Genomic DNA, 15836 nt, shown 5'->3' on the forward strand with positions numbered 1-15836 from the left:
GGACAGCATAGCTGAAAATTTTGCGAAAAAAATACCATCACACCCAGTTACGTGTGATGGTAGTCGTGTTGTTTCGATGTTTAGTATCCGTAGTTACCGTTACCGGTGGACGACCCGTAACCGGAATTGGCTGTAGTGGTATAGCTCGTATCGGTTCCGTAGGTGGTCGTATCGTTTCCATAAGCCGTGGTGTCGGCGTCGGAAGTGAAGTTTTTGGTGTCAGACAACTCCAGCGTCTTACGAATGTGGTTGGAAACCTTCTTCAATTCGTCGTTGGTTGGGACTTGGTAGGAGAGACCATCAATCATGGCGTCCTGTCCCTGCAAGGTTTCGGACTTAATGTGGTGCGAGGCGTCCCCATACTTTGCCCGAATCTGCATGAGGTCGTCAAAGGTCAGGTCGGTCTTCAAGTTCCCCTTCAGGGAAGTCAGAATCTGTTGGTAACGCGTCAGCGACGTTAAGCCCGCCGCCTTGACGACTAACTTCTGGAGCACTTGCCGCTGGCGTTTCTGCCGACCGTAGTCGCCCAGTGGGTCTTCGTGTCGCATCCGGGAATAAGCCAGAGCTTGTTTCCCATTCAGATGGACCTTCTTACCCTTAGTGACATTAGCCGCACCATACTGGAAAGTCAGTGGTGGGGTGACGTCGACACCATTGACGGCATCGACCATCTTCTCCAAGCCGCCCATGTTGACGATGGCGTAGAAGTCGATCGGAATATCCAAGAGGTTCTCCACGGTCTTCACGGCCGTCTTGGGGCCGCCAATCGTGTAAGCGGCGTTAATCTTTTGAACAGAAGCGTTGACGCCAGAGCCGACCGTTACCCGGGTATCCCGAGGAATACTGGTCAGGTAAGCCGTTTCCTTGGTGGGATTAATCGTGGCCACCATCAGGGTATCTGTTCGTCCAACGTCGGAACGCCCCAGGGCACCAGTATCGGTCCCCATCAGCAGGATCGAGAAGGGCTTGTTCTTCTTCAAAACGGCCGAGACGTTACGACTCTTGGCCGCCTTAGATGATTCGTAGGTCTGACTGAACGTCTTCTTGGCGGAGTTCCAGGCCTGATAGCCGTACGCCAAGCCCCCGGTCAACATGATCAGTAGGGCGATGACGATCGTCCACATGACGGGACGATGGGGGTGGACCTGTGGTGTCTTAAAGTGTGTATTGCGATCAGCGCGGCGATCATAGACCTGTTCGAAATCCTCTGGTGACCGCTGGCGTCTACTTCCATTATCGTTTGGCATGTTAATTCCTCATCCTCATTAAAATCTTTAGATACACGTTGCTGGCGCTCCCGATAGTCAAGCGTGGAGTCGGCCAGCCCAACCAGATTCTAAATGTCCCCTGAAAATCTGGTTTGCGGACTCAATTAATTTATTAGACCACAAAAACGGCCATTCGTAAACGCTCGGTCAGGAGGAAAAGGGTGAAATCTGGTATAATCTGGAAGATAAAAATGATTTTCAGAAGCTTGTCAAGGTAGGATAAAACGTGGCACGTGGGCATTTGTAACCGGTTACCGAATCGATAAAAACCAGACGCGTGCTATAATGGGCCAAGTTAGTTAAGAATCGTTAATATTTTAGGTCGAATGGCGGGAGGGTGTCTTATGGCCGTCTTTGTTCGCAGTGTCTCCGGGGTGCTCATCATCCTGGTGATGATTGGTTTAGGTTATATTCTTTCCCGTCGCGGGTGGTTCGATGAGCAGTCCCGGCGGTTAATTGCCCGGCTGGTAACCCAGATTGCGTTACCAGCTTATATGATTAGTACGATCACCACCCAGTTTTCGGCCCAGACGTTGAAATCAACGTTGCCGGATCTGCGGTTTCCCATCGTGTCGATGCTCATCATGTTTGGGTTGTCCGTGATTGCTTTTCACGGCTTTAAGGTCCATCCGGAGCGCCGGGGCCTGTTTGAAGCGATGTTTGCCAATTCCAACACCGTCTTCGTGGGGCTACCCGTCAACGAGGCCTTATTTGGGCCGAAGAGCATGCCCTTCGTACTGGTCTATTACATGGCCAACACCACGTTCTTCTGGACGTTAGGGGCGTACTTGATTCAACGTGATGGTCAGGGAACGGCCAAATTCAACCTGGTCACGACGCTGAAAAAAATCTTTTCGCCACCCTTACTGGGCTTCATGCTCGGGGTCGCGCTGGTGTTGTTAGACATCCAGTTGCCGGCCTGGATCATGAAGGACTTCAGCTACGTGGGGGGACTAACCGTGCCGCTGTCGATGATCTTTATCGGAACAGCGATTGCCGGGGCCGGGGTGCAAAACATCCGGCTGAACCGGGACAGTCTGGGGATTCTCTTCGGCCGTTTCCTGGTGGCCCCAACGTTGATGGCCTGTCTAGTCATTCCGACGCCCATGCCATTATTAATGAAGCAAGTCTTTATCTTACAAGCGGCGATGCCCGTAATGACCAACGCACCGGTAGTGGCGAAGCTCTATCATGCGGATACGGATTACGCGGCCATCATGGTAACCGAAACGACCCTCCTAAGTTTAGTGGTGATTCCGATTTTGATGGTCATCGTCCAACAAATTCACTAGACACTATCGGTTTGATAATAGGGAGGAACTAGGTTCGTTTTGAGAAAAACGTTGTTGTATATCGCATTTTCAACTTTGATGTTTAGTTCGATGGAAATCGCCTTGAAGGCGGCTGGTGGGGCATTCAATCCCATCCAGCTTAACCTGATTCGGTTCTTCATCGGGGGACTGGTGTTACTGCCGATTGCCTTACGGGCATTGCGCAAGCAGCAACACCATTTGACGCGTTCCGACTGGGGCTTGTTCTTTCTGACAGGCTTCGTGTGCGTGATCGTCTCCATGACGTTGTATCAGTTAGCCATTTCCGTCGACCAGGCGTCGACGGTGGCCGTGCTGTTCAGCTGTAATCCAGTCTTCGCGCTGATCTTCTCTTACCTGATCTTACACGAGCGACTGGGACGGGCTAACTTGATTGCCGTAGTGATTTCCATTATCGGATTAATCATCATCGTGAACCCCGCACACCTGACCAACGCCGTGGGCTTGAGCCTCGCCATTGGGTCAGCGTTGACTTTCGGCCTGTACAGCATCGTTTCACGGTGGGGGTCCGTTCGTCACCACTTCAACGGCATTATCATGACCTGCTTTACGTTCTTCGCCGGGTCGTTTGAACTGCTACTCCTGATGCTAGTGAGCCACGTGCCCGCCGTTGCTGGGGGCATGCGGCAGGTGTCCTGGTTAAGCCAGTTCGCCGCGATGCCTATCTTGAAAAATGTCAGTCTGGAATACTTCTGGTTGCTGTTCTTCATCGGGGTCTGCGTGACCGGTGGTGGTTTTGCCTTCTACTTCTTGGCTATGGAACGCTCCGACGTCTCCACGGCGTCCCTGGTGTTCTTCATCAAGCCGGGGTTGGCGCCAATCTTAGCGGCCCTATTGATTCATGAACGCATCCTGACGAATACCATCGTCGGGATCGTGGTCATCCTGCTGGGGTCGGTCGTCACCTTTATGGGTAACCGGGTCAAGTCCCGCGAATCCCAGTTGGCCGATCAGGAAGCCACCGTTCCAGCCAGCGATTTCCAAGAAGCCACGCCACAGACGGCGGCTGCCAAGCTGCGTGCGCGTGCGGAAGCTCACGTGAAATCATCTTCAACGGAATCAACTGATTAAGTAAATGAATAAACATCCTCGCCGAAAAATAGACGAGGATGTTTTTATTTACCCAAATTTTGAACGAGAAGCCGGGCTACGGCCTTAGCCGAGAAGGGGTTTTGCCCGGTAATCAACCGGTCGTCCTGAACGGCGTATTCCTTGTACGCCCGCTTCTTCAGGAAGGTCGCACCGTGGGCTTCGGCCGCCGTCTGATTGAAGAAGGGAACGACAGAACGTTTACCCGCGAGGATTTCTTCAGCCTTGGTGAAGCCAGTCACTTGGTGGTTGGCGATTAAATAGTGGCCCGGGGTCGTCTGAATATTTAGCAGTCCCGCGATGCCGTGGCAAACCGAGGTGACGTAGCCGTCATTGGCGTAAATCGCTGCGGCAATGGCTTGAAGCGGCGCATTATCGGGAAAGTCCCACATGACACCATGTCCGCCGGCATAATAAATGGCGGCGTAGTCGGCGGGATTGACCTGCTGTGGACTTAACGAGTCAGTCAGGGCACGGTGCTGGAAGTCGGTGGATTCGTAGATGGCCATGGTTTCTTCGTCCGTATACTTCATGCTGCGGGGGTCGAGCGGGACAAAGCCCCCTTGGGGACTCACGTAGTCCACCTGATAGCCGGCTTGCTGAACGATGGCAGCAAATTCGGTGGCTTCACCGAGCCAGAGTCCGGTAGGGTCGAACGTCTCGCCATAGCGGGTGGTATTCGTCAAAACAATCAGAATCTTTTTTAAAGTTGTTGGTTGCATGTCATCGTCTCCGTTACGTGGTCTAAGAGGGTCTTGAGCTGGTCGATAGCTTTCGTTTGGTGCGTGAGATAGTAGAAATTTTTAGTGCCTTCACGCCGATAGTCGACGAGTTGAACACTTTTCAAAATTTTGAGATGGTGCGAGACAGCCGGTCGGGATAACCCAGTCACCCCAACAAGATCAGTGACTTGAAGGCCCCGATGAATCACCTTGGGATCAAGTAACGCTACGATAATGGCTTGACGCTTCTGATCGCCTAGGGCCACTAGAAAGTCGCTGGACTTGGTAAACTCGTGTTTTAGTTTGGTTAAATTGGACAATTTGTTCACCTGTTCGTTCGTTATTTTAAACCATTAAAACATTATTCAACTATTGTGTCAAGTCACTTATGTCGGTGGCTTTACCCAGATTTATTAGTTGACATTTTTAAACGGTCTCAGTAATATGAAACACAATCGTTTAAAAATACGAACCAAGAAAGCTGGGAATATAACCATGTCAGAAACAATGCAGGCCGCGGTGATTACCCGTTATGGGCAAGCGATGCCGCTGATGAAAACAGTGCCGGTTCCGTCTCTTCAGGCTACCGATGTTTTAGTTAAGATTAAGGCGGTGAGCCTCAATCCCATTGACCTCAAGACCATGGCGGGGGAGCTTAAATTCTTGTTGTCTTATCGAATGCCCCTGATTTTGGGGAGTGACTTTGCCGGCGAAGTCGTCGCCGTGGGCTCTCAGATCACCCCGTTTAAGGTGGGTGACGCGGTCTATGGCCGGCCACGCAAGAGTCGGATTGGCACGTTCGCTGAATACTTGGCGGTCGATGTGGCCGACATCGCCTTAAAGCCGCAAAGTCTTACGTTTAATGAGGCCGCAGCGCTCCCCCTAGTTGGTCTGACCAGTTATCAAGCGCTCCACGATATTTTGCATGTGAAGCCTGGTCAGAAGGTGCTCATTCAAGCTGGTGCGGGTGGCATTGGTACGATTGCGATTCAACTTGCGAAATATTTGGGCGCACAGGTGGCTACGACCACGAGTCCGCAAAATTTTGCGCTGGTCCGTTCGTTAGGGGCCGATCGGGTTATTGATTACCATACCGAGGATTTTACGACGGTTTTGACGGACTACGACGCGGTTTTTGATACGTTAGGTGGTCAGAGCTTGGCACAAGCCTTTTCGGTGGTCAAACGCGGCGGCCAAGTCGTGAGTATTTCCGGATTACCCAATGTCCGTTTTGCTAAGGCGTATGGTCTGCCGTTGTGGAAACAGGGGGTGTTAGGCGTCGCTAGTCACCGATTGACGCGATTGGAGAGACGGTCGGGTGTGGCCTACCGCTTCTTGTTCATGGCTCCCAGTGGCACAGAATTGGCGTTACTGACAACGTTGATTGCGGCTGGCCAATTACGCCCCGTAATTGACCGGACCTTCCCCTTCAGCGCGTTAAATCAAGCATTGACGTATTTTAAACAGGGACATGCCCGTGGAAAAATTATTGTGGAGATGGCGTAGGCGTGTGGACACTGGCGATCTCGTGTGATAGCCAGCCGTGGCTAGACGGGATAAACGAATCCGTGATTTCTTGCACAAATTAAGCGAAACCCTAGCGCCCCTATGTTATGATTGTCGTGGTGACTCATAGAGAGAAAGGGAGCGTGACAGATGGCAACGCTGGTTATTTTACGGCACGGTGAGAGTGTCGCCAACCGAGACAACATTTTTACGGGGTGGAATGACGTGCCGCTGACGGCGAAAGGCCGGCAACAGGCCCAGGCCGCAGGACAACTTGTGGCGCAGACGGGCTTGCAGTTCGGCGCGCTCCATACGTCCATGTTGCAGCGGGCGATTGTGACCTCGAACATTGTCTTAGAGGCGATCGATCAGCTGTATATCCCGGAGTATAAGTCTTGGCGGCTAAATGAACGCCACTATGGCGCCCTTCGTGGGAAGAATAAGGCCAAGGTTCGCGAGCAAGTCGGCGATCAGCAGATCAAGATCTGGCGGCGCAGCTTCAAGACGGTGCCACCATTGCTGGACCACATTACGCAGGACCGGCGTTATGATCGTTTCGGTCCGCACATTGAGCCGCTGGGAGAAAGTCTCGAGATGGCCTATCATCGCTTGATGCCGTACTGGGTTGACCAGATTGCCCCGCGGCTACTCGACGGGCACAATCAACTGGTCGTCGCTCATGGCAGTACGTTACGGGCTCTGATTAAATACTTGGACGGTGTGGCGGATGCCGACATCAGTCAGGTGGAAGTGGCCAACGGGGAACCCATTCAATACGACTTCGATGACCACCTCAACGTCCTGCAAAAATTAATATTATAATATTTAGTTAACAAAATACTAAGATAATTAGGTTGGCTCGCACAATTGAGAGAAATGATTGTGTTTGGCCAGCCTTTTCGTATAATCAGAAGAAAGGGACTTTCCCTTGATGGTGTGATCGGTGGCTGGTGATTAGTCACGATAGTTTAAGGGGGTGGGCCGTGGTGTGGCGACGCGGCTTAGCTACCCGGTTAATCAGCACGCCCACAGTTCACAGTTAAAGAGTAGGGAAGCCTAACTTTAAGGGGGATTGAGAATTGTGAATACACGTAATTTAGGTCATTGGGGTATCCTACTCGTCGTGGTTTTGGGGATTAGCGGCGTGGTTTTTGGGATGCATGAGCTAGATACTAAGGACCAGCAGACGGTGCGCACAACCAATAAGCTGCACGCCAAGCAGACACGACAAGAGATTGCCTACGACGCGTTGCAGAGCAACCAACTGCGCAGTAAGAAAAAGACCGTTTGGGACAAGCAGAATAAGGGGAAAAAGACACCCCAATTTACGGCGCGCTTTAACCGCCAACTGCGAGCCAAGAAGTTCGTGGGGACGGCCTTAGTCGTCAAGAACAACAAGGTGGTCTACCAGCGGTCGTTCGGGAAGGCCAATGCCAAGAAGCACAAGGCCAACCAAGCGACCTCGCAGTTTTTGATTAATTCCATTCAAAAATCAATGACGGGGATCTTGGTCATGCGTGCGGCTCAGGCGGGGCAACTGCATTTGACGGATAAGTTGAGCAAATACTATCCGCAAATCAAGGGAAGCAACAAGGTCACGCTTCGCCAGATGCTAAACATGGAAGCGGGGATTACCGGCGACTTGAATCCCGAGACCACGTTGACGGAACCCGCCGTCTACAAGTATGCGAGTCAGCAGGCCCGAATCAATCAGACCAAGATCAATCAATTTAACTACCAGCCCATCAGCTATACGCTCCTGGCAGGAATCCTGCGGAAAGTCACGCATGAATCGTACTACCAGCTGTTCTATGAACACTTGGTGACGCCGCTTAGCCTTAACCACACCAGCTTTGCACAGCTGAAACATTCGGGAACCACCGTTGGTTATAGTGGAACAGTGCCAGGTAACTATTCACAGCCGCACGTGCCATCCGCTAAGGATATGGCCGTGCAGATTGCCACGGGGAATGCGACCATGTCGGCCGGGGATGTCTTCCGGACGGAACGGGCCATCATTCGAGGAACGGTGTTGAAGAAGGCCAGTGGGGCCAACCGACTCCATCAGAGTACCAGTAGCACGGCGCATTATGCCGGGGGCCTCTACCACCTAGATCAGGTCGGCTACTACGGTCACGGGGTCGGCGATGACTACGAAGGCACCTTTGTGATGAGCCGCAACGGTAAGACGGGAGTGATTCTTCTGTCGAACAACTACTACAAGGGGGGCATGTACCCGACGTGGTCGACGGAAGACTTGGCCATCAGCACCTTCCGTAGCGTGAATGCTGTTAGCAAGTTGCGGTAACTGAAAATGAGATGTATCTTGAAGATCGCGCGCAGTCCGTGCGATCTTTTTTAATAGCTGTCGTTAATAATTGAGCAAAGTCGAAAACGATTACATGACCGATCAGTCCTAAAATATCATTCGACCGGTTATTGGACTAAACACTGATTTAACAACCTTTATAGCTAGTAAGCCGCACTAGTTTATGATCAGATCCGGAAATTTTCCTTCCATAATATTAACCGCCTGAAGGATAATTTCTGCTTTCCTTGTGAAATAAGTTGTTGTATAATTCTACGAGTTCGAAAAGTTCGTTATCTAATTCACTTAATTGCTTAAGGAGTGTGAAAATAGTGACTGTTTCTGTCAGTTGGATCGGGGCCTTGATTGGCTTGGCCCTCGCCATTATTTTGATTTTAAGAAAGTTAAATCCCGTGTACTCACTATTATTGGGAACCATTGTGGGCGCACTGATCGGGGGCGCTAATCTCACCCAGACCGTGAACATTGTGGTCACGGGTTCACAAAGTGTCATGGGAACCGTGGTTCGGGTCCTAGCCGCCGGGGTCTTTGCCGGGGTCATGATGGAATCTGGGGCGGCGAACGCCATCGCCCGGGGCATCGTGAACAAATTTGGTGAGAGTCTCGCCATCCTTTCGTTGGCCTTGGCCACCATGATTATCACGGCCGTAGGGGTCTTTATCCCAGTTGCCGTGTTGATTGTGGCCCCAATTGCGTTAGAGGTGGGGAGTCGTATGCAGATTTCCAAGCTGGCCTTGCTGGTTGCCTTGTCCGGTGGGGGTAAGGCGGGGAATATCATTTCCCCCAATCCCAATACCATCGCCGCGGCTCACGGCTTCCATCTGGAATTGAGCCAATTAATGGTGGCGGACTTCATTCCGGCCGTCTTTGGTTTATTGGCGACCGTTGTGATTGCGACGCTACTGCGGCACCACGGGACGTTAGCCACCATGGCCGATGTTCAGGCCAACCAGGCGCAGGGCGATGACCAGTCCGCAATGCCGTTGCCCTCTCTGGGGACGGCGATTGTAGCGCCGTTACTGGCCGTGATTCTCTTGCTCTTGAATCCGGTGGGGAGTGTGCTACACATCGGTTTGTTGGAAAAGTTCAACGTGGATGCTATGTACATCTTGCCACTGGCCGGACTCATTGGGATGCTGGCCATGCACCAAGGCAAGCAGGTCCTGGCCTACACCAAGGCGGGGATGGCCCGAATGACTGACGTGGTCTTGATTCTGATTGGGGCAGGGGCTATCGGTGGTTTGATTACCACCTCGACGTTGCCAGCCGTGATCGTCCATCTGATCAAGGTTTCCGGCATTTCCGGGACCTTCTTGGCACCAATCGCCGGGATCTTGATGGCCGCTGCCACGGCTTCTACCTCAACCGGGGTAATCTTGGCTACTGGGTCGTTTGGCAAAGCCATTCTGGCCTTTGGGACGGCGCCGTTAGCCGCTGCCGTCATGGTTCATACCGGGGCGACAGTGATTGACCACTTGCCACAAGGGAACTATTTCCATGTGACGGCCAACGCCATGAACATGACCTTGAAGGAACGGATGCAGTCGGTTCCTTACGAGACGGCCGTGGGGTTGACCATGACTATCGTCGGCGTCATGATGTTTACGCTGTTTTAACGGATTAGTGAAAGGATGACCAAATGATGAAAATTGTCATTGCACCGGATTCATTTAAGGGAAGTCTGACGGCTAAAGAGGCTGCAGACGCCATTCATACGGGATTGCAACGGGTCTTTCCCGATGCCGACTACGAGATTGTGCCCATGGCCGATGGCGGCGAGGGTACGGTCCAATCGTTGGTTGACGCCACCCAGGGGAGCTTTCGACACGCCGATGTGTTGAATCCCCTAGGCCAACCGGTTTCTGCCGAATATGGCTTGCTGGGTGACCACCAGACAGCCGTGATTGAAATGGCAGCGGCCAGCGGCATTCAGTTTGTGAACGAAGAAACGAAGAATCCGCTGGTAACCACGACTTACGGCACGGGCCAGTTAATGTTGGATGCCATGCACCACGGTGCCCGCGAGATTATCATTGGTATCGGTGGCAGTGCCACGACCGATGGTGGTCAGGGGATGGCGGAAGCCTTGGGCGTGAGGTTCTTAGACGCTCAGGGGCAACCAATTACCCGGGGCGGCGGTGGCTTGGCCGACTTGGCCACCATTGACATGAGCGGCCTTGATCCCCTGGTCAGCCAGACCAAGGTACGGATTGCGTCGGACGTCACGAATCCCCTAGTCGGTGATCAGGGCTCAGCCGCAGTCTTTGGCCCCCAGAAGGGCGCAACACCAGCGATGGTCTCTACCTTGGACGCCAATTTGGCCCACTATGCTGCGATTATCAAGGCAACGCTGGGCAAGGATCTGGCGGACTTCCCAGGTGCCGGAGCGGCCGGTGGTTTGGGTGCGGGGCTTCTGGCCTTTACCGAATCGCAGATGGAAAAGGGCGTGGAGATTGTGGTTCGTGAAACTCATCTCAAGGAACGGGCCGTGGGGGCCGACTACGCCTTTACGGGCGAAGGCGCCATTGATTTCCAGACGCAATATGGTAAGACGCCGATGGGAACGGCGCAGGCGGTTAAGGCCGCCAGTCCCCACGCCAAGGTGATCGGTGTGGCGGGAAATGTCGGAGCTGGTATCGACCAACTCTACGATCTCGGTATCGACGCCATTTTCGGTATTTTACCGGGAATCGTTGATTTACCCACGGCCATTGCGACCGGTAAGGAGAACTTAGCCCGGACGGCGGAAAATATTGCCCGGGTTATGAAGTAACTTAAAACGCGCGTGGAATCGATTATCTATCTGACAAGTGGTTCGACGATTTAACGTGAGAAAGCGGGTTGGGATGTTGATTCCGACCCGTTTTTTTTGCGTTTACTTAAGGCAAATGTCCAATCTAGCCAACGCAGGTAGATTCTTGCGGCGTTGCCAATTGAGAATGGTCCCCTTAAATGGGAACTTTGAGACGGTGTTTTTCCGGCTCAAAGCAAGGGTTGAGACCGCGCTGTGGCTCGGGCCGGCCTTCACAGCGTTCCAACCTAAATTTCGCGAACGGTAAGGCGGCTAGTATGAGTAGTGTCGCAGGATTGACGACTAACGACAAAAAAATTCCGAGGCCAATGCCCCGGAATTTTTATCTTTTTGCAGTTTAAGCTAAGGCACCCATTGGATCCCAAGGGGCCAAAACAGTTGGTTCTTCGGTTTCTTGAACCTTCTTTAAGTCGTCAGGCAGGAACTGCTTGTTCACAACAACTTGGTAGCAGTATTCATCCATCCAAGCGTCACTCATGACGAAGTACCCCTTCGTGCCGACCTTTTCACCCCAGGAGTTTTCAACCTTCCACTTGGTTGGTTGACCATCGACTAAGTCGACCCCGGTCAAGACCATGGCGTGGGTCATCATGCTTTCGCCGTAATCCAGGCGTTCAGCCTTGGTCGTGGAGAAGTCGATGTTGAAGAGGGCATCCTTGTCGTAGAACTTGGTGTCCATGATTCCCTTTTGACGTTCGGAAGATTGACCGACGTCACAACCGAACCAGACGGATTGTCCCGCCTGGAGTTGCTTGATGGCGAGGGCCTTGAAGTCCTTCATCGTCACGTTTAAATGCTTGACTTGGCGGCCATTGACCACGTTACCCAGCATTTCAACCGTGTAGGTGTGGTTGTAAGGCTTGTCAGCAGTTGGTGCGTTGATGATGGAGACGTAGTCGGACAGGTCCCAGTTGACGTACTTGTCGAAGAAGGACTTAGGCGTCAGGCCCTTGTCGATGTGGTAGTTCTTGTCGTCGTCGCGGTATTCGAAGTCAAATTCGCTGACGGGTTCGCCGAGGGAGAAGCTCAACAGGCGGTAAACTTCGCCTAACATCTTATCCTTGGCAGCGGCGATGTCATCGGCGCTGGCCTTGTCGGCAACCAATTTCCGTAAGGTAACGGCGTCTTTACGTAGCTTTAAGTTCAACGTGCTGTTGAGTTCGCTGGACTTGGAACTGTTGTAGGTTTCAGGCATCACAGACTTAGGCACAATCCCGTATTTTTCAATGATGGCACACAGCATGTCCCATTGCCCACCATCTTGTTGTGGGGTGGCCATTAAGAAGGCGACCTTCCGGCTAGAGGTTGGTTGGTCAGCGGTGGCCAAGACGTTTTCGTAGAAGTAGTTGGCTTTTTCGAATTTATCCCAGAAGTTGGTGTAGTTTTGAGATAATTCAAAGTCGCTTAAGTTGAAAAGGTCGGCTAAATGATGACGCATCGTGTTTAATGCGGCAAACATCCAGCAACGGCCACTTTGCTTTTGGTTGGCAACTTTCCCAGTGTCCAAATCAATGGAGAAAACGGGAGTCATGTCGGTTTCAGAAGCGTAATCGGCAGAAGTTGCTAAGATTCCTTGATGGCTTACGGCGCGTTCGATCACCTTTGCGGTGGGGTCGGCAGCTAAAGCTTGTTGGTAACGGGCGGTTTGGTCCGCCGTGATTTCTTTACTCAATGACGTCACTCTCCTAATCTTATTTCTCTCATTGTACCCCAATTTTCTCATTTTTTGTATAGGGAGTTGAAGGATTTCCCGTTCAGCGTGTAAGCGCCACAACCCTTGTTAGGCGGAGTACGATGGGGTAAAGCGGTTTGACAAAGCCGGTAAATAAAAAATTATGGATTGGCGATGGTTTTCACAGTAAAGCGGTATCACCAACCCAAGTAAAGTAAAAGGACTCCCCGTGGTGAGAAGTCCTTCCTGCGAGTTAATCGTAGTTTAAATGCTTATCTTGGTCGAGACCGTTGATTTCGGCAATCTCTTCTGCGGTCAGGTTAAAGCCGGAGATTTCAAAGTTTTCGCGAACTCGGGCTGGTTTCGAGGACTTCGGGAAGACCACGAAGCCGGTGTCGACTTGCCAACGCAAGACGATCTGTGCTGGTGACTTGCCGTACTTATCAGCCAGTTTGGTAATGACTGGGTCTTCGAGGATCAGGTGTCCGTGGCCAATTGGTGAATAGCCTTCATTAACTAAACCATTGTCTGTATCGAATTTGCCCAATTTGGCTTGTACCTTGTAAGGGTGACGTTCGATCTGGTTGACCATTGGCTTAACCTTGGCCATGGCAAAGACCTTTTCCAGTTGATCTTCAGAGAAGTTGGAGACCCCGATGGCCCGAACCTTCTTTTGTTGATACAAGGTTTCTAAGGCGCGCCAAGTATCCAACGTTAAGTCGAAGTCTTCTTCGTTTGGCCAGTGAATCAGATAGAGATCCAGGTAGTCCAGCTGTAAGTCCTTTAAGGTCTGGTCAAAGGCAGCTAAGGTCTTGTCGTAGCCTTGGTCGGCATTCCATACCTTAGACGTGATGAACAGGTCGGAACGATCGATGCCAGAAGCCTTGATGGCCGCTCCCACGGCGGGTTCATTGCCATAAATGTGCGCACAGTCAAGGTGCCGGTAACCGGCATCCAGCGCCGTCTTGATCGCTGCCGGGACGTCCTTGCTATCAATTAAGTAAGTTCCAAATCCCAACATAGGGATGGTAACGCCGTTGCTTAATTGTGTCGTTTCCATATCATTACCTCGCTCTTCAAAATTTTAAATTTACTACATAAGACCATGATACACTACTCGGCCGTGAGTTTCACGGCAACCGATTTGGTCGTTCACGACTGATCATGAGAAGGGGGTATCGGTGGGAGCTGTGAAGTCATCCATTTTTTAACTAAAGGTTGAAAGTTTGTGAACACGCTTCAGTCCCCAGCTGACGAGGCTTATCGCCATTAAACAAGTCATCAACACCACCCTGCGGCTGCCAGAGATTCCGGCGCTGTGGGGATCGCCTGCGGCCTGAGAAGCGGTCTTCCGGCTCGGTTTGAAGCCTGACAAAATTCGTCAGTCTCCAAACACGTCCCGCGCTGTAAGCTGACTCAGAACGTCAGCTAACACCGCTGTCACGGCTACCTCCATCTTTGACTGCCTCCGGTTACGATGAGTGAAAGCCACTAAACGTGCTGTGAAATCGCTGGCGTGACAACGTTTGGCCAGCTTAATTGAATACCCTTCACGTAGCCGTGAGTGAGTCAAATTTGGTCTCAGCCGTGGGATTTTCCAAGCGGTTCGCTTGGAAAATGGCGTCTTTGAGACGTGGGTTGCCGGCTCAAAGCGAGGGAAAAGACCGACCTTTGGCTGTTGCCGTCCTACCCATCGCGATCCAGACCAAATTTGGCGAACGGTAAGGCGACCAACACCCGACTAGCCTAATTATAATGGACAGTATTCTTATCATACTACGGATTCTAGCAGTTTTTTAACGAAAAAAGAGCTTGAGATAAAGTTTCTCAAGCTCTGGTGACCTTAATTTAGATGGTCGAAACGTATGCCCAATAGTGGCTTATTTTCTAAAGACTAAATCCTCAGCGTTGCCTTGCTTGGTCGTTGATAAGGCTGGGTCGAACCCGATGTGGGCACCACCGGCGTCCATCCCGGCTAAGAAGTCAAAGTAGGGAGAAGCGATACCGAGCTCATCTAGGTCGGCGAGCGGTAGCGTGTAACGAATGCTATCCTCGGCACCGGCCTCAACCTTTTGAACCCAGTGGGGCTCGCGAATGCTTTCACGGCCAATCGCCACGAAGTCAATGCCCGCATCCATAACCTTCTCGGCGTCGGCAGGGGTCGCAACGTTCCCCACGGAAATCAGTGGGGTCGCGGTCGTGGCGTCCTGAATCTGACCAATTAGTGGGGTCTTATCCGTCTTATTGTTGATGGATGGCCGCCAAACGTTCCCCATGGAAACGTGAAGGTAGTCTAAGCCTAAGGTATCGAGCTTAGCCACTAACTGGAGGGTATCGGCCAGGCGAATGCCGGGTTCCTCAATCTCTTCGGGTGAGAAACGGTAACCGACGATAAATGGCCGGTCGGCGTAATCCTTTACGGCCTGTTGCACTTCGGCAACGATGCGCAGAGGGAAGGTCATCCGTTTCTCCACGGAGCCGCCCCATTTGTCGGTTCGGCGGTTACTGTGTGGGGAGAAGAACTGCTGGATCAGGTAGGTGTTGGCACCGTGAATCTCCACGCCGTCAAATCCCGCCTGAATGGCCCGCCGCGTGGCTGAGCCAAAGTCCGTGATTGTTTGCTCAATTTCCGCGTCCGTCAACTCTTCCGGCGTTTCCATCCCGGGACGTGGTGCGGCAACCGCACTGGCCGAAACGGTCTTTTGCCCCCGTAGAATAGCGGAGTTGGACATCCGGCCGGCACTAAAGATTTGCAGAATGGCTTTGGTCCCGTTCTGCTGAATCGTGGTTGCCAACTTGGTCAGACCAGGGATGAAACGGTCATTGTCGACGGACAATTGGCCCTCGAACCCTTTGCCACGTGCGTTGACGTAGGCGACCGGGGTGATGAACAAGCCTACACCGCCCGTATGAATGGCTGCGTAGTGTAGCTCGTCACGAGAAACTTCACCGTTTTCCAGTGCCATGCACTCAGTCATTGGGGGTAAGACGACACGGTTCTTAACCGTCACACCGGACTTCAACGTTGCTGTTTGCAAAAATCGATAATCACTCATAGGAACCCTCCTAAAAAATTGATAATCACGCTACTTGTTAACCATACCAGA

At 52.1% G+C, this 15836-nt stretch carries 13 protein-coding genes; 7 read left to right on the plus strand and 6 right to left on the minus strand.

Annotated elements, in window-relative coordinates; all coding sequences use genetic code 11:
* Positions 1–80: 80 nt before the first annotated feature.
* Complete coding sequence (locus KB236_00895; protein UIF29352.1) at positions 81–1247, minus strand: LCP family protein; 1167 nt, start codon at positions 1245–1247, stop codon at positions 81–83.
* Between the two features lie 365 nt (positions 1248–1612).
* On the opposite strand from KB236_00895, the gene KB236_00900 reads away from it, so the two are divergent.
* Both KB236_00900 and KB236_00905 read left to right on the plus strand, forming a co-directional pair.
* Positions 1613–2560, plus strand: coding sequence for an AEC family transporter (locus KB236_00900; protein ID UIF29353.1), 948 nt, complete (start codon positions 1613–1615; stop codon positions 2558–2560).
* A gap of 39 nt (positions 2561–2599) precedes the next feature.
* Positions 2600–3670 (plus strand): DMT family transporter, encoded by a 1071-nt coding sequence (locus tag KB236_00905; protein UIF29354.1) that lies wholly within the window; start codon positions 2600–2602, stop codon positions 3668–3670.
* Between the two features lie 44 nt (positions 3671–3714).
* On the opposite strand, the gene KB236_00910 is transcribed toward KB236_00905, so the two are convergent.
* Positions 3715–4410, minus strand: a complete 696-nt coding sequence (locus KB236_00910) for a type 1 glutamine amidotransferase domain-containing protein (protein UIF29355.1) — start codon at positions 4408–4410, stop codon at positions 3715–3717.
* Positions 4392–4730: a metalloregulator ArsR/SmtB family transcription factor gene (locus KB236_00915; protein ID UIF29356.1), complete on the minus strand. Its 339-nt coding sequence runs from the start codon at positions 4728–4730 to the stop codon at positions 4392–4394. Before KB236_00915 ends, KB236_00910 begins: the two co-directional genes overlap by 19 nt.
* Positions 4731–4905: 175 nt before the next feature.
* Here KB236_00915 and KB236_00920 point away from each other — a divergent pair, with 175 nt between their 5' ends.
* From KB236_00920 to KB236_00940, 5 genes are all read left to right on the plus strand, one after another.
* Complete coding sequence (locus KB236_00920) at positions 4906–5916, plus strand: NADP-dependent oxidoreductase (GenBank protein UIF29357.1); 1011 nt, start codon at positions 4906–4908, stop codon at positions 5914–5916.
* Between the two features lie 150 nt (positions 5917–6066).
* Positions 6067–6738 carry a 2,3-diphosphoglycerate-dependent phosphoglycerate mutase gene (locus tag KB236_00925; protein UIF29358.1) on the plus strand — a complete coding sequence of 224 codons (672 nt, stop codon included), beginning with the start codon at positions 6067–6069 and terminating at the stop codon, positions 6736–6738.
* A gap of 259 nt (positions 6739–6997) precedes the next feature.
* On the plus strand, positions 6998–8224 hold the full coding sequence (locus KB236_00930) for a beta-lactamase family protein (GenBank protein ID UIF29359.1): 1227 nt from the start codon (positions 6998–7000) through the stop codon (positions 8222–8224).
* Positions 8225–8556: 332 nt separating this feature from the next.
* A complete protein-coding gene (locus KB236_00935) occupies positions 8557–9861 on the plus strand; it encodes a GntP family permease (protein UIF29360.1) in 1305 nt (434 codons plus the stop codon).
* Between the two features lie 26 nt (positions 9862–9887).
* A complete protein-coding gene (locus tag KB236_00940; protein ID UIF30252.1) occupies positions 9888–11018 on the plus strand; it encodes a glycerate kinase in 1131 nt (376 codons plus the stop codon).
* 376 nt (positions 11019–11394) lie between these two features.
* On the opposite strand, the gene KB236_00945 is transcribed toward KB236_00940, so the two are convergent.
* From KB236_00945 to KB236_00955, 3 genes are all read right to left on the minus strand, one after another.
* Positions 11395–12729: a C1 family peptidase gene (locus KB236_00945; protein ID UIF29361.1), complete on the minus strand. Its 1335-nt coding sequence runs from the start codon at positions 12727–12729 to the stop codon at positions 11395–11397.
* 253 nt (positions 12730–12982) lie between these two features.
* The gene (locus tag KB236_00950; GenBank protein ID UIF29362.1) at positions 12983–13789 is read right to left on the minus strand and encodes an aldo/keto reductase; all 807 of its coding nucleotides are present in this window, start codon (positions 13787–13789) and stop codon (positions 12983–12985) included.
* An 820-nt stretch (positions 13790–14609) separates the two neighbouring features.
* Positions 14610–15785, minus strand: coding sequence for an NADH-dependent flavin oxidoreductase (locus KB236_00955; protein UIF29363.1), 1176 nt, complete (start codon positions 15783–15785; stop codon positions 14610–14612).
* Positions 15786–15836 lie beyond the last annotated feature (51 nt).

This window comes from Levilactobacillus brevis (assembly GCA_021383565.1).
GTDB lineage: Bacteria > Bacillota > Bacilli > Lactobacillales > Lactobacillaceae > Levilactobacillus > Levilactobacillus brevis_B.